The sequence below is a fragment of the Paraburkholderia xenovorans genome, assembly GCF_046030735.1.
GTDB lineage: Bacteria > Pseudomonadota > Gammaproteobacteria > Burkholderiales > Burkholderiaceae > Paraburkholderia > Paraburkholderia xenovorans_A.
In genome coordinates this window covers 1-22,745 of record NZ_JAQQBV010000053.1, presented here as the reverse complement: position 1 = coordinate 22,745, position 22,745 = coordinate 1, and the positions used below count along the sequence as shown (strand labels likewise).

Annotated in this window: 17 protein-coding genes and 1 pseudogene; 11 read left to right on the top strand and 7 right to left on the bottom strand. The window is 59.1% G+C overall.

Annotated elements, in window-relative coordinates:
• Positions 1–441 precede the first annotated feature (441 nt).
• The 5 genes and pseudogenes from PQQ51_RS31895 to PQQ51_RS31875 form a co-directional block, all read left to right on the top strand.
• Positions 442–1,485, top strand: a complete 1,044-nt coding sequence (locus tag PQQ51_RS31895) for a DNA-binding protein (RefSeq protein ID WP_408501185.1) — start codon at positions 442–444, stop codon at positions 1,483–1,485.
• 48 nt (positions 1,486–1,533) lie between these two features.
• A complete protein-coding gene (locus tag PQQ51_RS31890; protein WP_408501184.1) occupies positions 1,534–1,887 on the top strand; it encodes a hypothetical protein in 354 nt (117 codons plus the stop codon).
• Positions 1,888–1,960: 73 nt separating this feature from the next.
• Complete coding sequence (locus PQQ51_RS31885; protein WP_408501183.1) at positions 1,961–2,407, top strand: SET domain-containing protein; 447 nt, start codon at positions 1,961–1,963, stop codon at positions 2,405–2,407.
• Between the two features lie 651 nt (positions 2,408–3,058).
• Positions 3,059–4,093, top strand: a complete 1,035-nt coding sequence (locus tag PQQ51_RS31880) for a PDDEXK nuclease domain-containing protein (RefSeq protein WP_408501182.1) — start codon at positions 3,059–3,061, stop codon at positions 4,091–4,093.
• A gap of 118 nt (positions 4,094–4,211) precedes the next feature.
• Positions 4,212–4,334, top strand: a pseudogene (locus PQQ51_RS31875) (SDR family oxidoreductase); the annotation flags it as partial.
• Between the two features lie 54 nt (positions 4,335–4,388).
• Here PQQ51_RS31875 and PQQ51_RS31870 read toward each other — a convergent pair.
• Together PQQ51_RS31870 and rdrA are read right to left on the bottom strand one after the other, a co-directional pair.
• Positions 4,389–7,139 (bottom strand): amidohydrolase family protein, encoded by a 2,751-nt coding sequence (locus PQQ51_RS31870; protein ID WP_408501181.1) that lies wholly within the window; start codon positions 7,137–7,139, stop codon positions 4,389–4,391.
• On the bottom strand, positions 7,139–9,850 hold the full coding sequence (rdrA, locus tag PQQ51_RS31865; protein WP_408501180.1) for an antiviral RADAR system adenosine triphosphatase RdrA: 2,712 nt from the start codon (positions 9,848–9,850) through the stop codon (positions 7,139–7,141). The genes PQQ51_RS31870 and rdrA overlap by 1 nt, the downstream gene beginning before the upstream one ends.
• Positions 9,851–10,619: 769 nt before the next feature.
• Between rdrA and PQQ51_RS31860 the strand changes: the two genes are divergently transcribed.
• The 4 genes from PQQ51_RS31860 (at position 10,620) to PQQ51_RS31845 (ending at position 15,729) form a co-directional block, all read left to right on the top strand.
• The gene (locus PQQ51_RS31860; RefSeq protein ID WP_408501179.1) at positions 10,620–12,320 is read left to right on the top strand and encodes a site-specific integrase; all 1,701 of its coding nucleotides are present in this window, start codon (positions 10,620–10,622) and stop codon (positions 12,318–12,320) included.
• Between the two features lie 514 nt (positions 12,321–12,834).
• Positions 12,835–13,380, top strand: a complete 546-nt coding sequence (locus tag PQQ51_RS31855; protein WP_408501178.1) for an ATP-binding protein — start codon at positions 12,835–12,837, stop codon at positions 13,378–13,380.
• Between the two features lie 3 nt (positions 13,381–13,383).
• Positions 13,384–15,072, top strand: a complete 1,689-nt coding sequence (locus PQQ51_RS31850; protein WP_408501177.1) for an adenylosuccinate synthetase — start codon at positions 13,384–13,386, stop codon at positions 15,070–15,072.
• A gap of 6 nt (positions 15,073–15,078) precedes the next feature.
• Positions 15,079–15,729 carry a DUF7002 family protein gene (locus PQQ51_RS31845; protein WP_408501176.1) on the top strand — a complete coding sequence of 217 codons (651 nt, stop codon included), beginning with the start codon at positions 15,079–15,081 and terminating at the stop codon, positions 15,727–15,729.
• Between the two features lie 229 nt (positions 15,730–15,958).
• On the opposite strand, the gene PQQ51_RS31840 is transcribed toward PQQ51_RS31845, so the two are convergent.
• From PQQ51_RS31840 to PQQ51_RS31830, 4 genes are all read right to left on the bottom strand, one after another.
• The gene (locus tag PQQ51_RS31840) at positions 15,959–17,671 is read right to left on the bottom strand and encodes a hypothetical protein (protein WP_408501175.1); all 1,713 of its coding nucleotides are present in this window, start codon (positions 17,669–17,671) and stop codon (positions 15,959–15,961) included.
• A 94-nt stretch (positions 17,672–17,765) separates the two neighbouring features.
• Positions 17,766–18,767, bottom strand: coding sequence for a CBASS cGAMP-activated phospholipase (locus PQQ51_RS31835; RefSeq protein ID WP_408501174.1), 1,002 nt, complete (start codon positions 18,765–18,767; stop codon positions 17,766–17,768).
• Entirely contained in the window at positions 18,764–19,192 is a 429-nt protein-coding gene (locus PQQ51_RS34495; RefSeq protein ID WP_494478658.1) for a type II CBASS E2 protein, read from the bottom strand. Before PQQ51_RS34495 ends, PQQ51_RS31835 begins: the two co-directional genes overlap by 4 nt.
• A gap of 1 nt (position 19,193) precedes the next feature.
• On the bottom strand, positions 19,194–20,393 hold the full coding sequence (locus PQQ51_RS31830; protein ID WP_408501173.1) for a nucleotidyltransferase domain-containing protein: 1,200 nt from the start codon (positions 20,391–20,393) through the stop codon (positions 19,194–19,196).
• A 120-nt stretch (positions 20,394–20,513) separates the two neighbouring features.
• Here PQQ51_RS31830 and PQQ51_RS31825 point away from each other — a divergent pair, with 120 nt between their 5' ends.
• On the top strand, positions 20,514–20,864 hold the full coding sequence (locus PQQ51_RS31825; protein WP_408501172.1) for a helix-turn-helix domain-containing protein: 351 nt from the start codon (positions 20,514–20,516) through the stop codon (positions 20,862–20,864).
• Positions 20,864–21,733: an ImmA/IrrE family metallo-endopeptidase gene (locus PQQ51_RS31820; protein ID WP_408501171.1), complete on the top strand. Its 870-nt coding sequence runs from the start codon at positions 20,864–20,866 to the stop codon at positions 21,731–21,733. Before PQQ51_RS31825 ends, PQQ51_RS31820 begins: the two co-directional genes overlap by 1 nt.
• 434 nt (positions 21,734–22,167) lie before the next feature.
• On the opposite strand, the gene PQQ51_RS31815 is transcribed toward PQQ51_RS31820, so the two are convergent.
• Positions 22,168–22,745, bottom strand: a 578-nt coding sequence (locus PQQ51_RS31815) for a 5'-methylthioadenosine/S-adenosylhomocysteine nucleosidase family protein (protein WP_459252357.1), incomplete at its 5' end; no start/stop codon positions are given.

Genomic DNA, 22,745 nt, shown 5'->3' with positions numbered 1-22,745 from the left:
GACGTCGGTTTAAGTAATTTTGTTCCCGTCAGGTAGTGGCAAGTTGGCGGCAACGTCAATCATTGGGAACAAAATTGCTTTAGAAAGTTTTAACCAAAAATGTTCCTTCGGCCGACACTTTGAGCAATTTTGTATAGTTGCCGGCGTCCCGGATCATCCTTGCCTGGTTCGTGCCCATCAATGTTCCGCGTTGCTGATCGGCGGTTGCTCCCAACACCTGCTGCCGGGTGCATCAGCACTACGATTTCGGCGAAGGGGCTGGGAACAAAATTACTTTAAGAATGGATACAAATTTGCTTTAACCAACGGGAGCGCTCAATTTACACAATGCGTCATTTTACTCGACATTATAGGATTAATGTCAAAATCCTAGCAGGTCGGCGTTAGAAAGTAGGCGGTTTACGTAGTAATATTTACGAAAATCCATCAGCGAAAAACCTCATGAGTGACGTCCTGTCCCCCGACGCAGCGCTGGCCGCCGAAATCGAGCGCCTGAAGGTGGCATTTCCGAAGACCCGCGAGCTGTATCGCGAGGTCTGCGCGCTGCTGTTTTTCCGGCACGGCATCACGCCAACCGCGAACCGGCTCTATCAGTTGGTCCGGCGCGGCAGCATGGGCACGCCGACCGCCGTGCTCGGCGAGTTCTGGGCGGAACTGCGCGAGAAGAGCCGGGTACGGATCGACCATCCCGACCTGCCCACCGATCTCGGTGCGGCCGCGGGCGAGCTAGTGGCCACCCTCTGGACGCGCGCGACCGCGTCAGCGGAGGCGGCGCTCGACGCGCTGCGCGCCGAACTCGAGGCGCAGCAGGTCGAGGCACAGCAGTCGGTCGTTGCCGCCCGCGATGAGCTGGGTCGCACCGAGAGCGCGCTTGAGCAGCGCACCGCCGCGCTGCTGGCCGCGCAGGTTGAGATCCGCGAACTGGACAAGGCCCAGGCCGAAGGTCATGCGCAGCGAAAAGCGCTCGAGGCAGAGCTTGAACGGATGCGGGCGGGGCTGGCCGCGCGCGATCGCGAGCTGGTGGAGGCAAGGGAAGGTTTTGCGCGCGAGCTGGCAAAGCAGCGGGAAGCGGCCGAACGCGCGGAGGAGCGGCTTCGTGCATCCGAGAAGCGCGCCCTGCTGGAGATTGACCGCGAGCGAAATACCGCAACGAAGCTGCAGAAGGAGCTCGACGACGCCACACGCCGAGCGGACCGGAAGGACGACGACCATCGGCGTGCATCTGAAACCATGCAGGCGCAACTGGGCGACGCGCGTCATCAGGCGGGCGTGCTGCAGGGGCGGCTTGATGCTGTTCAGGCGGAGAACCTGCGGCTGCAGGCGGAGATGATGACGCTGCGGGAAGCGGAAACGCGCGCGCGGGAAACCCGGCCGTCGGCTGCTTTGGCCGCCTCGGCCGGAGCCCGGAAGGCACCACGTCCGACCCGTTCGTCCCGCGCCGTGCCGACCGCCAAACCAGCAACGCGTCGCAAGAAAACGGTATAAACACAGGGTAACAACACCGAGTAATCCGCCACCAGGGAAATGGGCTGCATGGCTGATATCTATCTGCTCGCCGGACTGACGCTTCCGCAGGGCGTCGCGCATGAGTCCCTGCCCGGGACCGTGGCGTGTTTCATCTCGGATTGCTGGCACGGCATGAGTCGCACGCAGATGATGGCCCGGGCGAAACGGCGGGGGCTGCGCCTGTCGTTCCACGCAACGGCGCGGTGTCGGTCCGGCGAAACCGGCGTCTTCGAATTGCGCTTCAACGATGGGGCAGTGGAATGCCTGATGCTGGCACGGCTACAGCGGGTCGGAGCCAGGCGCGGTAAGCGCCGGCAAACCAGCCGGATTGACGTATCCCGACCCCCGCCACGCGATCCCAGGCAGACCCGGTTGTTCTGACACGACCGTCGCGGTTGCCGCGCAACGCGCTGCTCGCTATGCTCGCAGCCTTCAACGGATCAGGAGTTTCGACGTGCGGCGCGTAACGGTCAGAAAATTATCGGTTCATGGGCGAGGTGTCTTCGCGCTACGGGCGATTCCAGCCGGCCAGCGAATCTTTGAATATCGCGGTGAGGTGACGTCGTGGCGACGGGCCTCTGCCCGGTACCGGCGATCGGGAGTGCCCGGCCACACCTTCATTTTCGGACTGGCTGACGGGCGCGTAGTCGACGGCAGCGTTGGGGGCAACAGCGCCCGCTGGATGAATCACTCCTGCCAGCCAAACTGCGAGGCGATCGAGGACGAGCGGGGGCGGGTTTTCATCGAAACGCTCAGAGACGTGATGCCGGGCGACGAGCTTTCTATCGCTTACGGACTGACTATCGATGAAGCGGTTACTCCGGAATTGGCCGCCGATTATTCCTGCCGTTGTGGAACGAAGCGGTGTACTGGTTCGATGCTGACCTTGGCGGGCAAATAGCAAGCGCCCTGCCGGACGCGTTCGCAATGCCAGTTCTACTTTTACTTCCGTACCGCTGTTACTTTTCCTTCAATGCACGGCTGCGCAGGCAGGACTGCCAGCGCTTCTGATGGCGACGGGCCGGAACGCCTTGTGTGGCGGGCCTGCGGACACGTGAAGGGAAAAACGTACCCTGTTTTACTGAAAAAATGAAGGGGTTGATAGTTATACCTATCCACCCGTTTGTTTTAAGACATCGTGAAGGCGGGCCGCTGACACAACGAGCGTTGTGGCTATGCCTCACTGGGGTTGTGTCGATCGGCTGAAGCCAGGGTTGCGACGCGGTCGGTCTCCGGCGATACCGGCGCCTCGCTTGCGCCACCTCTCCGCGCGGCTGCCTATGACGTGAACAATCGTTTTGTGCCTCCGTCCACGCTCGGGCGGCGGACGAGCACGTCTCGAGATCCCGCAGCGCCGGCATCGAAGCGATCGGGCGCGATTGCGCCATAGTCCGTGGGTGACGGCACTGGGGCGACGGTGACTGAATTCTCTCCGCGGCGCGGAGAGAATTCGTGGCGTGCCGGGTAGGGTTCCGCTCCCATCGAGATTCCGGTAACGTGGCCTCTCGAGGTTGCTGCATGTCGGCGACCGATTTCCCCGACTTCCGACAAGATGACCGAACTGATCCCTGTCCCTCTGCTGACCGACATACGCCGCATGATCGACACGGCGCGCTCGCGCGCGGCGGCAGCCGTCAACGCGGAATTGACGCTACTGTATTGGCAGGTAGGTCGCCGCGTTCACGATGACGTGCTGCGCGGCGCGCGCGCGGGCTACGGGCAACAGATCCTGCCTGCGCTCTCGCGGCAGCTGACTTCCGAGTACGGGCGTGGCTGGAGCGAGCAGCAATTGCGTCACTGCATGCGCGTGGCCGAGGTGTTTCCAGACGAAGCAATTCTCTCCGCACTGCGGAGAGAATTGAGCTGGACCCATCTGAAGACGTTGATGTATGTCGAAGACCCGCTCAAGCGCGACTTCTACGTCGAACTCTGTCGTCTTGAGCGCTGGTCATCGCGGCAGTTGCAGGAACGGATGCAGTCGATGCTGTTTGAACGTAGCGCGCTGTCGCGCAAGCCTGACGACCTGATCCGGCGCGAAGTCGCGCACCTGCGCGAAGCACAGCAGGTGACGCCTGACCTTGTTCTGAAAGATCCGTACATACTCGACTTTCTCGGACTCAACGATCACTATCTGGAGCGCGATCTCGAAGATGCGATCCTGCGCGAGATGGAGCAGTTCTTACTGGAACTCGGTGCTGGCTTCACATTCGTGGCCCGCCAGAAACGGCTGCTGATCGATGACGACGACTTCTACCTGGATCTATTGTTCTACAACCGCAAGCTCAAGCGTCTCGTCGCAATCGAGCTGAAACTCGGTTCCTTCAAGGCCGAGTACAAGAGTCAGATGGAACTGTACCTGCGCTGGCTCGCGAAGCATGAGCAGGAGCCGGATGAAGCGCCCCCGATCGGCATCATCTTGTGTGCGGGGAAAAAGCAAGAGCAGATCGAATTGCTTGAACTTGGCAAAAGTGGCATCCACGTCGCCGAGTATCTCACCGTGCTGCCCCCACGCGAGACGCTGCGGGCGAAGCTGCACGAATCGATCGCGGCCGCACGTGCCAGGCTTGATGAAAAGCGGGAATCGTGATGATGGAGACCGTACTGCTCCCTTCTCCCGCCGACGACATCAAAACGCTCGTGGGCTTGTTCTTCGTGATTGCGACGGCGAATGGCGCTCGGCGCTCGGCGCAGGCGTAACCGCACGGTCACAGCGCTCGGGGAAGCCGGAAGAACTGGTCGGCACGGCGGTCTATCTCGCGTCGCCCGCTTCGAGCTATGTGAACGGTCAGATCATTTACGTGGATGGGGGCTGGCGGGCGGTGCTTTGAAGATTGGTGAAGGCGGGCCGCGCCAACACCTGCCTTGATTCACGGCAATGCTGATCAATGCGCTTGATCGAATAACGCTGTGCCCCGTTTGCGCAGCGCATGGATCCAGTCGTCAGCAAGCTTCAGGTCGTAGCCGCGATCGAGCGCTGCTTCGTGCATCAAATGATGTTCAAGGCGTAGCGTCGTCGGAGTCATGCCCGGATCGTCCGTGTTGATCGTCACAGGCAACGGCTCTGTTGCATGGCGCAAGCCGAATTGATTGAACCGTCCGCCCACGGCAAGATCGCTGGCGTCCGGTGGATGCCAGCGAAAGAGCGGGTGGTCGCCATGGGCTTCCAACTGCCCGATGTACACGTTCGAGGTGGGATTGGCTTCGATCGACAGTTCGAGTTTTCTGTAGCGCTCCATACAGGCGTCCTGCACAGCCAGCATGAAGCGGAGGTCGGCAGCGTCGTCGTGGTCGTGCAGATGCCTGTCATGCGAGTTGTAACCAGGCGCTTCCCGTTGTTGTTGCGCGCGCGTCGCATGACCGTGGCGGAGCCACGTCAGGCGCACCTGGCGCGGTTGAGCCGTGGATCGGGCCCGCAGCACGTACAGCCCCGCCGCGGTTGCCGTCGTAGGCTTCGGGATTTGGCCGGTTATCTCTTGCAGATCAGGCGCGGCGATCTGGAGCTTCGATGTGACGAGCTGCATGTTGCCCACCTGATCCAGGACGCTGTGTGCACAGTTCTTCCTCAATCTCCACGCTTCGTAGAAGCGCGGCAGATCCCCGCTTGCCAGGGTGCGACCGCCGGCTTGAGCCGGCAACCAGGAGACATGCTGCAACATGCGCTCGATGCGCTGCGTGAGGCGAGGCAGTACGACCGTCGCCTCCGCCGAATTGAGTCCGCTCAGCGCGGTTGCTTCATGCCATGCCCAAACCAGGTTATCGAAATGATCGTCGACCGACAGCAGCACGTCGCCGTGCCGCCGAAGCCATTCTTCCGGCGGAATGCCCAGCGCCAGGGCATGACCGAGCCGGTCTCCCGCGCGCATCTCGCAGAACCGGACGGTTTCGTCGATATGACGCAAGCCCGACAGCGGATGTGCGTAATCCTCTCCCGCATGAATGCTCAGATGGAGCCTGGCGGCCGTGCCCGGAAAAGGGCTACCGGGGGCGACTGACGATCCTTGCGCGTTCGTCGAGGACCGTAGCCAGCGAAGCATCGGTGCGAACATTTCGATCGGCTGGCGCGTCTCGTCCCCGACGACGTCGAGGCCTCGAATCAACTCCGCCGGTTGGACCCGTGCTTCCGACTGGGCGTCCTGCCCGGTGCCCGGCGCTAATACCCACGGATTGACGGTTTGCAAAACCTTGTTCAAATGATCCGCGTGTTCCCACAGCTTGCGACGGTTCGCCTTTGTCGAACGATTGAAGTGCGCGCAGAAGTGCCAATGGGCCCGCGAATAATCGTGGCTAGCCGAACCAGACGACGTGCCGGCGGCGCAAAGGCTGCTGATGCGTTCGAATGCCTTGCGCGCGAACCCGGCAGCGGCGTCAGCGTCGTTCAGACTGCTCGCGCAAATCTTGATCTCGGCTTTATCGCCGGTTTTCGCGAATAGTTGTCTTGCCGCTTGCCGCGACGAGATCGCCAGCCAGCTTGCGTGCGTGGTCGCGTCGGAGCGCAGCGGTGCGTGGAAGAACTTCGTGGTGAATCGTCGCAATCCATGACTGTCCATGATCATCTCCCGCCGCAGCGCCATGATCTCGGCGACCAGCAACAGGACGACGGCGCGCGTGGCGATGGTCACGCGAGGGGCGCGGTATGCGCACCACAACGAAATGAACAGCCAGGTCCACGCGGGCTCGTAATCGTCGTGCGCAGCGGCGTCGGCCAGGTGGGCGAGCATCCCCCGTGGAATGTCCTCTTTCGCGAGCGCGCCAAGCGGCACCTTTTCCCCGGGAACCGTCTGACCAGTCGCCTGATTCTTGACGACAATGCCACGCGCGACAAAATGCCAGTCGAGCGCCGGTTCCGGCGCTGCGAGATGCGCGTCGTCGATACAAGCCTCCAGCAATGCGGCTTCCTGTCGTCTGGTCGAGTAAGCGCTGCCACTCGAAGCACTGCTCCAGTTCGACGTGAACACCATCAGGATCCGGCGAATGCGCCGCAGGCGAGACAGTCGGTGGTGCCGCAGCCGCTGTTCGTTTTCCGTTCCGACTGTCTGTTGGTGCGAAGAGAGCTGCGGTCCGAGCACGACCTGCGCGAGCGCAAGTTCATTGCTCGGAATACCACCAAGATGCACGTGACCTTCGGCGAACTGGTTCGCCGCGAATCGCTGCCCGACGAACAGGGTCGAGAGCCCGGCGATGGCCGCTTCGAGCGTAGCCGCATTGCCGGATTTGGCCATCTCGTCGACTAGGTGCCATGCCACGAGGATCGTCGGATCGACCTCGGACAGGAGTTCTGCATAGCGATGAACCTGTTCGTCACGAAAGCAGGGCGGCGCCGAACCAGACTGCAACACAGCGTTCGTGATTGCGGCAAACGCGGGAATATTCGCGCTATCGAGAAAAGGGGCGTCGCAGAATTCCTTTGCTACCTGCGCCGTTTCATTCGAGCGATGACGACGGGCAGTCCGCTCGTCGATATCGAGTTCGATGGCGGCCTGGAGATTCTTGCGCAGGAGCGTGGTATTGGGCGGCTCCTTGCTGGCGGCGTGTGAACGCTGAAGCTGGGCTACGTAAGCGTAGAGCGCGCTGGCGGCGCGCTCGCCGCCGAACAGTGCGCCCAGCGCACGCTCGGGAATGGCGCGAGCGAGCATCAGGATTCTCCGTTGGCTGGCTTCTTGTCCAGATCGGCGATGACGTCGCGCAAGGTCTTCAACTGCGCGAGATTCGGGTATTGGCGTGACACCTGCTCAAGAACCAGCGCGCCGAATTGCTTTGGGGTCAGATTTTTTGTTGTGTTCTGCAGCAATGCCCTCTTGATCGCGGTAGCGCTCAGGCGACCGACCGTTGCCGGAAGCCCGAGTTCCTGAAGCAGGGCCAGACGGCCGTTGACGGGCACAGGCTTAGCCAGCGCGGCCGTTTCCGATGCAGTTTCTTCGTATGCGTTCGCTAACGTGAAGAAATTTTGAAAGAGCTCCTTTAACGGGTGCGAGGCAAATGCTCGAGTTGCTGAAATGACTGCATCTCCCGATGTTTCGTCGTCGTCGAATTCCTGGTCGACGAGCGGCCGGATGTTTTGCATGTACGCATTATTGTACGTAAAGTCGCCGCGCCGATTCGTCACGCTGACGCCCGAAATTTCGGCGCGAAGACCGAACAGGGGACCCTTTTCGAAGCTGGCAAGCGCAGCCCAGAACGTATTGAATACAGCAAGACCGGATGCTGCCAGATCGCTAAGTCGCTCAGCTTTAGGTTGCTCATTCAAAGACAAGGGGCGCGTAAAAAGTGGCACCTGGTTGAATGTCTTGTTGAGCGAGCAGTAGATGAGCCAAGGAGAAGCAGGTAACAGATGCGCGTCGGCTTTATGCCGCCATTCATTGATTTCCGAGGCGATACGTTCGATTGCCCGATTGCGGTACCGCCGTCGCGAGGAATTCTCGTCGTGACGAGCGGGGTGAGTTTCCGCATCAGCTTCGACGTCGAAATCGGGGCTCTCAATGTCGTCGATCGAAAAGCGCACGGCTGCCGTCGCGGCGACGCCAGCCGCGCTATGGAAAGGCACGGCGGACAGGATGCGCTCGATGTCAGCGGGCGAGACGTCGCGTACGAGACTCGTTACGAGCAATTCGAGCACCCGCCCGCTACAGATCAGCGTGCCGCGTTTACTGGACGTGTAGAAGTTGTGATGCGTGGTCAACGCGATCAGTACCTTGGCCGTCTCGGCAGTGAAGTCATCGTCGGCTCTTTCGTAGGTTGCCTCCCAGTCGGCCGGCACCACGGCGCGGCCGACTTCCGGCGTCGCGAACGGCAAGATCGCACTGTCGTTGAGTGTGTTCACCCAAGAGTCAGGCAATCGGCCGATGAGCTCCCCTTGCCACGATAGCTCCGTGCGGGTCTCGATGTAGCGCAATTCAGGGCGCCCGATCTGGCTCAGTGGGTTGAACAGCGGCGTATCAAGCACCGAGCCCATACGCCTTTCGTGCCAGTGTTGCGCGGCCATCAAGATGAGGCACAACGCGCCAGTGGATGGCTCGTACACGAAATGATCCAGCAGCGCCGCGCGCCATTCCGGAATATTCAGGCGGTTACGTTCCTCGCGCTGCGGCGCCGACGGCGCTCGATTGCTATCGCGGCGCGCCGCCGTTTGGCCCTGCTTTCTCTGCGCAATACGGCGCATCAAGCCCACAAGTGGTTGCGACACTGTCTCGCTGAAGAATGCCTCTTCCAGAGCGGGGATACCGGAGCGCACTCGCGATATCAACTGCGAAAGGGCACGCACGGTCGGGATAGAAATCTGCAGGCTGCTGTTTTCCAGTCCGTTGACGGGACCTGCAAGCAATGCTTTGAGCCAACTGGCCAGCTCGGGCAGCGAGAGGCGGGATTCGCCTGCGCGATGCTCTTCAGTGCCGAGGAGTACGAGATCGCTGTTGAGGAATGCACCCACTTCGGGCATCCGGACGCGCCGATGCAAAGGCATGATTTTGCGCAGGTACTCATGCGCGAGTTCGTCGGCGACCGGCTTGGCTTGCTCGTGATGCTGCCTGACGTCTATCGTCAATCGGCGAAACGCGTCGCGCCACGTCACTTCGCGATAGAGGTTCAAATCACCGCAGACGATGGGCAGCAGCGTGGGGCTGGACAGATAGCGCCGCACCACCTCGAGGTTTTCGAAGGCGCGATGAAGCGTCGTATCGACGTCGTCGATCGGCAATACGAGAAGACGCTTGCCGAGCAATTGCGCGGCCTTGTCGAAGAAGTCGTGAACGGCGCGCGCGAGATCCTGAGCACCCATGAAAGCGCGCAGACGATCGAGGCCCAGGCCTTCACCTTGAGTCTCCCGGCCCGTGAGCGCGACGCCGAGCGTCTGCAGGCTCTCGTGCATGGCCTGCCAGAGTTCGGGTTTGACTTCGCGCTGCGCCTTGATGTCCTTGTCGCCGAGCACGGCGGCTACGACCACGTTGAGGAACAGGTCGTCGCCGTCTTCCAGCTGCGAAGGATCGATAGGCTTGAGGATATGAACCGCGTCGGCGAGACCGGGATGGCGTTGTTTAACGTCGTCGGCCTCAAGATATTTTGGCAGATTGACGATCACCGTTGTCTTGCCGGTCCCGCGGTCGCCATCGAGAAAGATGGTCGAATGACCGCGTTCATGCACGAAACGCGCTCCTTCATCGTGGCCAGGACGATTCGCTTCAGGCAGGGATTCCTGGAACATCACCGCGAGGCGTTCATACACGTCTCGCGGCAGCAACTGGTTGACGTTGAGATGACTGGCGCGCTCGCCCTGATCCAAAGGAAAGTAAATTGGCGCACTGCCAGGCCCCAGCACTGACGACATTGTTTGGTCCTTTTTGTCTTTATCCATTCTGCATGCATCGACGCCTTCTCGACGACTTTGGCTCAATACTGCAGTGGTTATTTTCCGATGGTGGGGTGCCGCGCATCCGGCAATGTCCACACATTTAAAGCGTTGGCCACGCAGACGCGATTATCCCGAAGCGGCTCTTGAAACGCAAAAAATTGTAATCGTTTCGGCGTTTTGCTTATTCCTATGATGACCAGGTCAGGTGTGGACGGAAGCTTAACGTTTGCTGATCAGCAATGCCCCAGCTTGATTCCTGCAACTTGAAGGCGGTGTTAGCGAGGCTCAGCACCGCTAACCCGTCGAAAACGTAAGTTGTGGTGAAGATGATAGAAGAATATTTGCCGGATGCGATTGCGCATCGACGCGCCGACGTCCCGCTCAATGCACGAGCGTGGTGTGCGGTAGAGACCGAATTCACCCGCGTTCATCCGATAGCTTCGAAACATACGTAGGCCGATAGCGCGCAGCGTCCAGAATCGGTTCACCTTGCGACGCTTTCTATCCTTCCCGCGCGAACTCTTGCGACACTGCCACGCTAAAATGAAGCAGCGCGGCGATCGCGCTGCCGATGAACGACGCCCCGACCCCGACCCCCAACAGAACACGAATCACGAACGGCAATCACAAGTCGATACGATGTTTGTGCCCGGTTGCCTCATGGCGGTCGTCGTCGGTATGCAGGTATAGGCTCGTCAATTGCCGTGTAATCAAGCTATTGTGATAAGTATTCTTATCACAATAGCACTATTGTTGTACCAAACTGGCGCGTATGAAAACGCGCCTGACCCCGACACCTTCACCCGAACCGCGTTCAGTGGATTTTCCCGATGCCGACGAGCTGGCCATGCTGCGCGCCTGGTACGCCGGCATGCCGGTTCGCCAAGCCGTGGAACGCTACCTGCCGGACCACGTCGGGGCAGGGCAGTCGGCGCGCGGCGTCCTTGGCGGAGTTCGCCGCCGACTGGCGAAGCTCGCGCGGCAGGTCGGCCGGTCGGAACTCGCGACGGTTTTTGCGCACCCTGACGGTGAGCGTTTACGGGAAGCGAAGGCGGTCGCAGACGCGATCGGGATCCTGCGGCACGCGCGCGTGCCGACGCCGCAGATCAGTGACGACATCGGCATCTGGCTGCCGGCGCGAGCGGTCGCCACCCTTCGCGCGCACGCTATCTCGACGCTGGCAGACCTGACGGTACGGATTCCTCGCAGGCGCCAGTGGTGGAAAATTATTCCCGGGCTCGGCGTTGCGAGTGCGCGGCGCATCGAGACGTTCTTCGCCGCGCAACCGGCGCTGACGGAGCGGGCGAGGGCGCTCATCGCCGTCTCGCCGGCCAGCGGCATCGTCCCGTGGGAACAACTGAGGCTCCCCAACGAGGTCGACGGTTCGGCCGGCACCTATCGCGCGCCGCGCGCTACCTGCACGCTCGATTCGGACAACGATTACCAGGCGGTGCAGGCGTGGCTGTCGCTGCACGAGTCTGCGGCGACGCAGCGCGTGTACCGCAAGGAGGCCGAGCGCCTCATCCTGTGGGCGATCATCGAGCGTGGGCGGGCGCTGTCGTCGCTCACCACCGAGGACGCGGTCGCCTATCGTGCGTTCCTGCGCCGGCCGACGCCGCGGGAACGCTGGGTGGGACCGGTCCGGCCGCGCAGCGCACCCGACTGGCGCCCGTTCTCGGGCGGCCTGTCCGCCCGCTCGGCCGCCTATGCGCTGTCCGTGCTGGGCGCGCTGTTCCGGTGGCTCATCGAGCAGCGGTACCTCCTCGCGAATCCGTTTGCCGGCGTCAAGGTGCGGGGCAGCGCCCGCGCGGGTGTGCTCGACACGTCGCATGCGTTCACTGAAGGGGAATGGCTGCTGATCCGGGCGATTGCCGACGGCCTTGAGTGGTCATATGGCTGGGCGCCCGACGCGGCACAGCGACTGCGCTTCATCTTGGACTTCGGGTATGCCACGGGCCTGCGCGCTAGCGAACTGGCCGGTGCGACGCTCGGCGATATCGAGACCGACGCGCGCGGCGACCATTGGCTCAAGGTCGTCGGGAAAGGGCGCAAGGTGGCCAGGGTCGCCTTGCCGCCGCTCGCCCGCACGGCGCTCGATCGTCATCTTTTGGAGCGCCGGTTGCCCGTGACACCCAGCCGCTGGCGCCAGGACACGCCGTTGATCGCGAGTCTCGCGGAAAACGGGGCGGCGCACATCACCAGCGTGCGGCTCTGGAGCGTGCTGCAGCGATTCTTTGCCAGGGCTGCCGACCTCATCGAAACCGACAGCACGGCGGTTGCACAAAAACTGCGACAGGCAAGTCCGCACTGGATGCGCCACACGCATGCGACCCATGCGCTCGCGCACGGTGCCGAACTGACCATCGTGCGCGATAACCTTCGTCATGCCTCGATCTCGACGACCTCGATCTACCTGCATGGCGATGACGTCAAGCGGGCGCAGCAGATCGCAAGGGTGTTCGGAAACAAGTAGATCCCGGTAGGGAGATGGCACGCAAACGATGAGATCTCAACTGGGCCTGCGCTGGCTCACCTGACTTTCTTCGGTAATTACATGGACAGAGTTCAGCTTGGGCTAGGTCTTTACGAGCCCGTGCATGACGATGAAATGAGGTGATTGTATTAAACCCCGGGCTTTGGAGAGGGTGCTACACCAACAATTGATGTTGGGTGTCGGCGGCTCGTCATGGCAGAAAATGGTGATGCTTATTGCATATTTTGATCGTGTCTTCACTCGTGCATTGGGGGAGACGGGACACCGCATTGTCGTGGCATGCGCAAGGGACTCGTGGGCAGTCCAAGATTGATCTATAGTGAACAGTCTGGGACGGTATGCGTTTTCCCGGTACAGACGCGAGAGAAAGCTTCGTTAGCAAAAAAGCTGGGGGGCTAAACGTTGACCGGGTCGCGTAGTGATTTGCGATTCCTGGCACCATTCAAAAATACAGATTGAGAGCAAGCGCTTAACACTGACTCGGGGGACGGTCATGACGATCAAGCGATTACTACTTCTTAGTGGTCCAATGCGGTCTGGCAAAAGCTCTGTGGCCCAGGCGCTCAAAGAAAATCACGCCTTTTCAGGAATCAGCAGCAGCGGCTATCTCCGCAGCTACGCCCAGCAGAGCGGCGTCTACGTCGAGCGCTCCCAGCTTCAGGATCTGGGTGACCAGCTCGACGTCGAGACCGACTTCGCGTGGGTTATTGACGAGGTCGCGCGTCCTGCCGTGGAAGCAGCGGCTCCGACGGAAAACTGGCTGCTGGACGCAGTGCGAAAGCCACGCCAGGTCGATCACTTCCGCGCGCAATTTCCTCACCTCGTCAAACACGTGCATCTATGCGCGCCGGAGCAGATATTGCGGACCCGCTACGCCGCAGGGCGTTCGGCAGCCGACCCGGACTATGGTGTCGCGAACGCGCATCCAAACGAAGTTGCAGCGCGATCACTGGGCTCTATCGCTGACGAAATTTACGATACCACCCAGGCTTCGGCAACGGATATCGCCGCGCAGATCGTTGATAACTGGGAGGTCTAACGTATGCGCAACCGTCAGATCGTGGTCATCAGTGGGAAGACATGTAGCGGCAAGAGCGGCTTGGCGGATCTCCTCGAAAGGGAATTCCAGTTTCGGGTCGTGCGAAGCAGGAGGGTCCTGCATGGTCCCGACAGTCCCGAGGCCGACTCAGGCGACACAGGCATATTGACCGGGGGCGGGTTGCAGGCGGATAAGCAGACCGATCCCCCATGGTTGCTTCACGCAACCCAGGAAGTGCTGAAGGGACTGGATCCGGCCAAATCGGTCGTCGTTGACCATCTCGGCACTCCCGCCGAGGTGGCTCAGTTTCGCAGGGTCTTTGGGGAAGATTTGATTCATGTGCATCTCTATGCAAGCAACGAAACGTTGCAGGCCCGGTACGCGCGTACAGAGGGTACAAGGGAGAACGCGCCTTCATATGCCGAGATCGACCACCTGAAAGATGAACAGGACATCGACGCACTCAAGAACGACGCCGATGTCCGGATCTACACTACGCGGTCTGACTCACGCGACACGCTCGTCCGAGTGGCTGCTCGGTTGCATCTTTTCACGCCGCCCGAAATCCGATGCGTTGATGTTCTGATTGGCGGTCAATATGGAAGTGAGGGCAAGGGCAACGTCGTTTCCTATCTGGCCCGGGAATACGACGTTATAGTGCGGGTCGGCGGGCCGAACGCGGGGCACACCGTCGCAAGCCCGCAGGGACCTTACACCTATCACCATCTACCCTCCGGCGCTCGCGACGTTGATGCCCGGTTGCTTCTTGGGCCAGGCATGACCATTCGTCTCAAGGGTCTATTCGATGAAATTTGCGATTGCGGCATCGGGCCGGACCGATTGTTCATTGACCCCCAGGCCACCATCATCGAAGACGAGGATGTTGAGCGGGAAGGTGAACACCTTGTTGCGACGATCGCTTCGACTGGCAGCGGTAGTGGTGCTGCAACGGCGAGGCGCATACTTAGCCGCGGTAAAGCTGCCTTCCGCATGGCCAAGGACGTGCCGGCACTGGTGCCCTATGTGGGTGCTGAGGGGAATTACCGCGGCACCACTGCCGACCGGCTTGAAGAGGCCTACCGGAAAGGCCAGTCCATACTGCTTGAGGGTACGCAGGGCAGTGGGCTCAGCCTTTTTCATGGAACTTATCCATATGTAACCTCGCGCGATACGAACGTTGCGGGATGTCTCGCAGAGGCCGGCATTTCGCCGAGTCGCGTGCGCAAGATTCTCATGGTCATACGCCCAATGCCCATCCGCGTGGGTGATCCCGATGGTGAATCAGGGCACACGTCAGGCCCGCTTAAACATGAGACAAGTTTTGATGAGATCGCCAGGCATGCGAAGCTCGACGCGTCGGCATTGCACAAAGCGGAAAAAACCTCAACCACGAAACGAAAACGTCGAGTGGGCTGGTTTGAATGGGAGCAGTTCCGGAAGGCTTGTGCGCTTAACGCTCCGACCGATATTGTATTGACGTTCGCGGATTACCTCCATTCCAGCAATCGGAACGCGCGGCGTTTCGAACAGTTGGCTCCCGACACGATCAAGTTTGTGGAGGAACTTGAGCGGGTTTCGCAGGCACCAGTGTCGCTGATCAATACGCGCTTCCCGCGTGAGGAAGACGGGACCGACGATCTGCGCTCACTAATCGATCGCCGCAACTGGACTGCCCGATCCCACACCAGATAACAGAATATGGAAATTGACAAGCTGATTGAAGCGTATCCGCGTTTGTACCATATGGCAGAACGTGATACATGGGACAGTATCAGGGCACGCGGGCTACTGAGCGCGAGTGCCGTACTGGATCATTTCAGACTGACGGGTGAGGACAGAACGCGCTACGAAAGCGTGCAGCGTCCAGTTAAAATGGAAGTCGTGGCGGGTCATCCGGAGAAAATCGTACTACGCGATCAAAAGCCAATGCCGCACAATCGGCTTCTGGTCGCGTTGCAGGACGGCATTACGCCAGAGGAGTGGTACCGCATCATCAACGCCAAGGTGTTTTTTTGGGCAACGAAGGAACGGCTTCTTGGTCTGCTCAATGCAAGAGACTACCGGACTCTGGAACATGATGTCCTCACCATCGACGCGGTGCCGTTTATCCACGCGTACCGGGGTCAGATCTGGCTTTGCCACATGAATTCTGGCAATACATGGCCGATGCCACACCGGCGCGGTGCGAATACGTTCCGACGAATTCCGGATTACCCAGCTGGCCCGTCAGGCAAACCGGTCAGGCCGGTGGCGGAACTGGTGGTGGATCATGGCGTGCCTGATATCGCACTCTATGTGATTGAAGTTCATCGGATGAGGGGGACAGAAGTAATTGACCGGATAATGTGAGGCAGAGCGTAACGGTAGCAGGGATCCGCATAATTGCGGAAACACGCGCTGCTAGGACGACCGTGGCGCGTGATCATCCTGACCAACGTCGGGTCCGCCGCAATGCCTTTCGCGATTGACGCGCAGGTTCAACGCGGAAACGCCAATATCTTGGCGCCCCCGCGGTAATTTGCGCTCCGACGGCGTTTCGTGTCAGCGAGTGCTGTGCAGACAGCGCATGGCAGTCGCATCAGGTCTTTGTGGCGGGTCGTCTGCCAATAAACTCAGAGTAGCCACCCGTGTATGAACGGGTCCCGTCCTTGTCGAAGTCGAGTAGTTGATCCGCAGGTACATTGACCGTCACGCACCATAGCCGGACATACTTGTTTCGGTTCGCGAGCCGGGACTTTTCTGTCTCCCATGGCGACTGCAACCAGCTTGCGATTGAATCGTCACACTGCCGCGCAGCAATGACGCGTTGCTGCGGATCACCATTTGCAAAATCATGAGCCGACTCTTCCCGGGTCATGAGAACGGGTTTGGGGTTACGCGTCGCAGGAGGATCCTGCAGATCGGCGGAAAGTGCAAATCCCGCGACTGTCAGTGATCTGTCGATGTCGGGTCCTTCGCGCCGGATCTGCAGTTCCAGTGTTGCTGTCGATCCCATCCTGTTCAGGACGTTGACATTGGTTACGACGACGGCATCGTCCTTTTTTGCCTCACATTCGATTCCGTAGATAGCGAGGCGAGGACATTGCAGGGACGAGAGCAGGATCGTAGAGGAGTGGAAATTGCCCAATCCCAGTGCAAAGACGACCCCTTTCGGGATGACCGTAGGTCGTTGCATGGGCACCATCACGGTAACTACAAAGAACCCGACGGCAATCAGACACGCCTTGAAGAAATTACGCTTCATGCTTGCCATCGAGAAAAAGGCAAGATTGAAGAGCGCGAGATATAGGATTATTGTACCCAGGGACCGGATGGCATGCGCCGGCCCATTCAACCTGGCAAATTCAAGTGCCAGCATCAGAGGAAGAGAACTGAAAGCTACGTAGACCAGTGCCAGCCAGAACCGCGTCGTGAACATTGACGGGCGCACTTTGGGGAAGGGAGGGCCCGAAAAGATGTCGCGCTGCAGGCGTCGACGTTCGCCGAGGATTGCAACGCAAGCAAGCAAGCCCGTTGCCAGTGTGGCAAGTGTGGCGGCGAGTGCATAAACGTGGGGGCGAAGGAACTGGCGTGATATCAATGGTCCGGATGTGTCTGGAATCAGGCCTGACGGAAAACTGAACGAAAGCAGAGAGGTCGATGGATCAAGGCCGGCCTTGTGTAGCATTAACAGCGTCGCAATGGCAGAAGATCCAAATGCGACGACAATGCGAAGCGCGATCCGGAGGTCACGGCGTAACAGGCTGCCCAGAAGCACCAGCAAGAGCAGGGTAAAGACCATTACTGCGTAGATAACAATCACGAGACCGGGGTCGCCGGGCCAGAAGAACTCAGCCAGAGGCGTGAGCCCGATACCGCACCACGCTAGTATCGACAGTGCGGTGAGTTCCACGGGAAAGGCACGATTCAGCAGTTCCGCACGCATTTGCGACGTCACTTTTGCTGCTGATTCTGCTTTCGCTTCGGTGGGGATCCAGAAATGGGAAGGCGCCGGATTCTCGGGAAGCATTTCGTCCAGCGCGTACCTTGCGACGGCAGCCGGCGCCACACAGGTGAGTGCGAAAGTTCCGATAACGATGATGCCGGCAAGGAATGCCGCGGAGAAGAGTCCTGTTGTTTGAGGCAGGGTAAAATCGGGCATTTGGCCAAGCAGCAGGTAATACCAGAAAAGCGTTCCGCCGCCCACAATCCCACTGAGGAAGCTTATTGAGACGATCGGATTGTTCTTTGCGTACTTTTTCGCCCAGAAGACGAGTCGTATCATCCATTTTCTTTCAATCTGATTTGGCATGTGAGTCCGTGTATGGTTTGCAGTACTTAGTTTGTGAGGCCTATTTACCGTATTTTGTAGATGTGATGCCGGCTATCGGGCGGGCGGTTCCGGATCACTCGCTGGCGATCGGAATAAACCTGTCGGCAGGTACGTCGAGAAAGTTCTGCATCAACATCGGGAGCGCATCCCGCGCGCACGCGGCGCCCAGTCCTCGCAGCCTGTCGATCATTGATGTCCTGTCAAGTGAGAACTTTCCGATCGCGACCTTCGGCTGGTAGCGGAACACGCGCGGAGACGCTTCCGAATGTTCCGACAGCAGGTATGCGGTACCCATGGACCCGCGGGATTGCCCCTGCATGAAGAGCGCGGTGGACTTGAACAGGAGATCCTTGTATCCCGAGTCAAGCGGTATGTCGACAACCTCTTCGGTGCAGCCCAGACTCAGTACGAACAGATCGTTGTCTTTCCAGTTCAGGACGCTACGCGCTTCGACGGTCGCGACGCCGGTCGGATTGTTCGCCCAGACTCCGCCATCGATGATAGGGGAGCCGTTCGGCAACGAGTGAGCACGAAAGTAAGTAGGGGCGGCCGCCGTTGCCAGCGCGACATCCACGATTTTTTCTTTCCAGTCGACGCGTAGGCGTTCATGGTGCCGTGTTTTGAAAACGTAAAGGTCTTCCTTATCGGCGTGGTATGCGGGAATGACCAGCCGCAAACCGCTGTCGCCCAGAACTTTTCGTCCCATCACGTCCTCGAGCGAACTGCGTAACTTTGCCGGATCATACTTGGGCCAGACCAGTTGCCGTGCATTGCGCCCGGCGTCATCCGTTCGCGACAGGAGCCTGTCGATCCACGTCCCGACTTTCTCTTCATGGGCCTGCTCGAAGATCGACGGTCCGTGATTAACATAAAAATTCACGATCTCCCGCGCCGACAGGCCTAAACCGAGTCCGAGCGCAATGATGCCGCCAGTGGAGGTGCCCGCGACCAGGTCAAAGTGCTCAGCAATGCGCCGGTTGGTCGATTCCTCGATAGTTGCGAGGAACTCCGCGGCGAGGACCCCCTTGATGCCGCCGCCATCGATGGAGAGAATGCGCTTCTTCTGGTTTGTCATAGATCGCCTGGGTGTTTCCCGCCTCCTTTCCAATCGTCTGTCAGGAGCCAGTCTTCGAAGTACATGAGCCAGAGCGCGGTCCACGGAACGACCGTCTCTGACAGGGATTGAGTTGCCTTCCATTCTCCCGAGCCTGGAAGGTAAAGGCAAAGTGAAAGGGGCGTGTATGCGTAATAAACGTGGGGTAGTCGTCGCTCTGAAGCAAGGATTTCAAGATCTGGAGCGAGAACGATGACTCGTGGCACGTCATCATTCCTGTAGGTGAGGCGCACGTGATAGCGGCGTGAAATTGGCGAGGGGCGCACATAAAACTCCCACGTCAGTACGCCACTGCTGACTCGCCCCTTGCCGTCCTCAAGGCCGGCGGCGCGCAGCCGAAACCATTGTTGAGCAGGGGAAAGTTTTGCGCTTGGCGATCGCCTCACGTCAATCCCCGAAGAAGGTATTCGAACGAACCGCGGTCGTTTTTCCGATCGCCTCAGTCGTCAGGCCGACTGATGGCGTGAACAGAAGGGATCCGTTCGCTCGCGCAATATTCAGTGACCGCACGTGACCTCCGAGCGCTGCGACGGCCTGATCCCGGGTGGCGCCGTAAGACTTGGCCAGACGGTCGGCGATCACGTCTTGTCCCTCCAGTCTGAGCAGGTCCGACAGATCATCGAGCACCTTGGCGTGCCAGGTGAAGAATGCAGTGGGGAGCCTCGGATCGATGTTCCATTTTTCTGCGAAGTTCTCACCTAACGTTGCATCGTTGTCGATGTGATATTCAGTGTGGCCATTAATGTCGGCGCGCAGGATGAAGTCGGTCATGTGACGGACAACGTCCACGATTAGCTCATACGTGTCGGCGTAGGTATTTTTCGTCACGCAGTATTCGTAAGAGTAGGCAGCGAGCGTGGTCACAATTACCGAGATCGGCGCAAGCCCACCCATAGCGGGTGCTGAGAAGGCTTCGTCCCGATGGCGTTTCAGGAGTTGGACGATGCGTTTCAGCGGCGGCTTCGACATTTGTTGTTCGGGGAAGCTCTGCACAGAATCCGCCTTCGCCATCGCGCGATCAAATGCGTAAAGGCGAGGGCGCAACGCGGCCCGGCGTTCAAAGTTGGCGCGATAGCCTTGAGGGTTGGTTGCCTTCCAGCTCGAGAGCTTTCGGTCCGGAACCAGTTCTCCACCATAAGCGCACATCTCATTTGTGATGGCGGGAGTAATGTCGAGATGAAATTCATTGGCATAGTTGACCCGCCAGCACCGCTGCTTTTCCTCCAGCATGCCGCTGTACCGACCGTGCTCCTTGAGCCGGTTGCCAACCAGACCCTTAACGGCGGCTGGAGAGGATTTCGCGCCGATATTCGGAAGGAAGCACACGAGATCAACATCAAATTCGGTCTGATTCAGCGGTTTGACCGTCGTGCCCAACGCGATCGAGCCTTGCGGATAGACCAGGACGCTGGAAAGGTAACGCTCGTCAGAGCTGGCGAGCCAATCGCCGACGATTTCGTAGCGCTCTTGCGCCTGCTGATACCGGGAGGGCGAAAGTTCGAGTTCTTGGCATAGCCGGTCGAGCGCCTGAACAAGCGCATTGCGCTTGTATGACGAAAACTCGTAAATCTGACGATCGTTATTCATACCCTTGTCCTTTGCTGAGAGTGGGCAGCGTGCTAAACTGAACTTGTCGAATTCGACAAGCTGTATCAAGCCTAGTCATACTTGTCGATTCTGTCAAGTCGCAGTAACTTTTATCGACACATGGAAAATTCCGCACGAAATATCTTTGCTGAGCGGCTAAGGCACGCCCGCGAAACGCTTCGCCAGTTGACACAGAGCGAACTGGCCGAGCGGGCGGGCCTGCCGTCGACCTCCATCTCGCATTTTGAAAATCCGAACGGGACACGAAAGCCGTCCTTCGACAACCTTCGGAGGCTTTCCAAGGCGTTGGATGTCACAACCGACTATCTGCTAGGAAGGAGCGACGACCCCGTCGGCGCGAGCGTCAACGAGTCGCTGTATCGCGACGTCCAGATGCTTAATGAAGCAGATAAAGAATTTGCGAACCAGATGATCCGGCAATTGGCCGAGCGGCGAAAACGGGAGGGGTAATGGGAGATAGCTCATTGCGCGATGCGGAGCAGCTGGCAGAAAAGGTCGTCAGTGATTTCGGTTTGACCTTGCCGGTTGACGTCATCGAACTGGCACGCAGCCACGAGATCCTCGTGGAGGCAAAGCCATCGATCGCAGCGGGGGTGTCGGGCATGCTAATCCGGCATGTCAATGACTTTGCCATCGGCTACGCGACCCACGTGCGCAATGAGGGCTTCCAGCGATTCAGCATCGCTCACGAGCTCGGCCATTTCTTCCTGCCGGGCCATCCCGACCATATCTTTAGTGAGGGCAGGAGCTTGCATGAGTCACGCGCAGGTTTCATCTCTGGAGATCCCATCGAACTTCAGGCAGATCACTTTGCCGCTGGTCTGTTGATGCCGTCGTCGCTTTTTTCCAAGGAGGCAGGCAAATATTCGGATGGCCTGGGCGCTATCGAGAAACTGGCGGAAGTCTGCAAGACTTCAATCACGGCCTCGGCAATCCGCTACGCCGAGGTTACGGACGCGGCTATTGCAGTCGTTGTAAGTTCACGGTCGTCAGTCGACTACTGCTTTCTTTCCCCGGCGATGCGCAGGATCAAAGGTCTGACCCATCTTAAAAAAGGATCTGTCCTGCCCCGCGATTCGCTTACCCGTGACTTTAATCAAACCGTGGACAACGTACACTCCGCGCGGCAACTGGATGGTGAAGCTGATCTGCAGTCGTGGTTTCGATGCGACGATGAAGTCGATGCACAGGAAGAAGTCGTCGGCCTCGGCGCGTATGGAAAAACGCTGACCGTTATTACTGCGGAAACGTCGGACGACGATGGTGACAAGAAACGGGAGCGTGAATGGGACGACCCGAAGTTCAGCTACAGACGGTAGTGAATTCTGGAACTCTCGAGAGCAATCGGCGTGTCCTCGCATGGACTAAAAACGAACGATTCCGACTTCATGTAACACAGTTATCCACACGTGATCCTGCTAGTCGCCAAGCCAATTCGAATTGCGACTGCTCATTATTTTCGGACCAGCGCGCTGTGGTGCCGGTGAAAACCTCCGCCGCGCGCCAATGCAGTAACTATGACGTAGACGGCGTCCGTGCTAGCGATACGCTATCGCAAAACGAAGGTGCAAATGCGGCGCCGCCGGGGGACTGGCGGGCCGCCCCTGTTTTGCGAAGGTGCGGACTGTTCTTTGCACCCTGCTAGTACTGGTAGTCGCTAGTATCAGCGATTAGAGCGTTTGAAGCGTCAGGACATTGATGCCCTAGTGCGGCAGGGTATGTTAAGTCCGGGAAACGCAGATGCTTGTTGCGATCATGCTGCTTGGTTATTGATCAATTCAACTGCATAGCGCCGTAAGAACTCATGCACCGTTCGCGCGCTCGTATACGAAGCAAATTTTTGCATCGCATCATTCTTACGGGGGTCAGCAAAGTCGCAAACGGATTTGACACTAAATGTAATTGGTCGTGGATGTGACGCCATTCTGCCGGCGCAGTGAACACCATACGCTTCCATTTCCAAAGCTAGCACATCCCGATTTTGCTTCTCCTTGATGTCGAGTAACGTTTTGCCGTCGGCGATCACGATCGGCCCGCTTGCGCATGGAGCATCCCGAAGTGTCAGCACCGTCTCAGGCGGCGAGGCCTGCCACGATTCTCGCAACTTAGCTTTGAAGGCGGAGTCTTCGTTCAGCAGTCGAAAGCGCGACACGATTTCTCGGTCGACCTCAATATAGTCGGGCGAGGGCAAAATTCGCTCTGTGCCTTGCTCGTCCACGTCCCATTTGGAACTCGTCCAATCCCATACCTTGCTGGCTAGAATCGGGTCACCAAAAGCGGTTTTTTTCTCCAACCCCGCACAGATGCCTGCCATCACAAGTAGTCGTGGCC

Bases quoted from the DNA above. Each gene is read 5' to 3' on its own strand.
- PQQ51_RS31895 (WP_408501185.1), top strand. From the start codon at position 442: ATGAGTGACGTCCTGTCCCCCGACGCAGCGCTGGCCGCCGAAATCGAG.
- PQQ51_RS31890 (WP_408501184.1), top strand. From the start codon at position 1,534: ATGGCTGATATCTATCTGCTCGCCGGACTGACGCTTCCGCAGGGCGTC.
- PQQ51_RS31880 (WP_408501182.1), top strand. From the start codon at position 3,059: ATGACCGAACTGATCCCTGTCCCTCTGCTGACCGACATACGCCGCATG.
- PQQ51_RS31870 (WP_408501181.1), bottom strand. From the start codon at position 7,139: ATGCTCGCTCGCGCCATTCCCGAGCGTGCGCTGGGCGCACTGTTCGGC.
- rdrA (WP_408501180.1), bottom strand. From the start codon at position 9,850: ATGGATAAAGACAAAAAGGACCAAACAATGTCGTCAGTGCTGGGGCCT.
- PQQ51_RS31860 (WP_408501179.1), top strand. From the start codon at position 10,620: ATGAAAACGCGCCTGACCCCGACACCTTCACCCGAACCGCGTTCAGTG.
- PQQ51_RS31855 (WP_408501178.1), top strand. From the start codon at position 12,835: ATGACGATCAAGCGATTACTACTTCTTAGTGGTCCAATGCGGTCTGGC.
- PQQ51_RS31850 (WP_408501177.1), top strand. From the start codon at position 13,384: ATGCGCAACCGTCAGATCGTGGTCATCAGTGGGAAGACATGTAGCGGC.
- PQQ51_RS31845 (WP_408501176.1), top strand. From the start codon at position 15,079: ATGGAAATTGACAAGCTGATTGAAGCGTATCCGCGTTTGTACCATATG.
- PQQ51_RS31840 (WP_408501175.1), bottom strand. From the start codon at position 17,671: ATGCCAAATCAGATTGAAAGAAAATGGATGATACGACTCGTCTTCTGG.
- PQQ51_RS31835 (WP_408501174.1), bottom strand. From the start codon at position 18,767: ATGACAAACCAGAAGAAGCGCATTCTCTCCATCGATGGCGGCGGCATC.
- PQQ51_RS31830 (WP_408501173.1), bottom strand. From the start codon at position 20,393: ATGAATAACGATCGTCAGATTTACGAGTTTTCGTCATACAAGCGCAAT.
- PQQ51_RS31825 (WP_408501172.1), top strand. From the start codon at position 20,514: ATGGAAAATTCCGCACGAAATATCTTTGCTGAGCGGCTAAGGCACGCC.
- PQQ51_RS31820 (WP_408501171.1), top strand. From the start codon at position 20,864: ATGGGAGATAGCTCATTGCGCGATGCGGAGCAGCTGGCAGAAAAGGTC.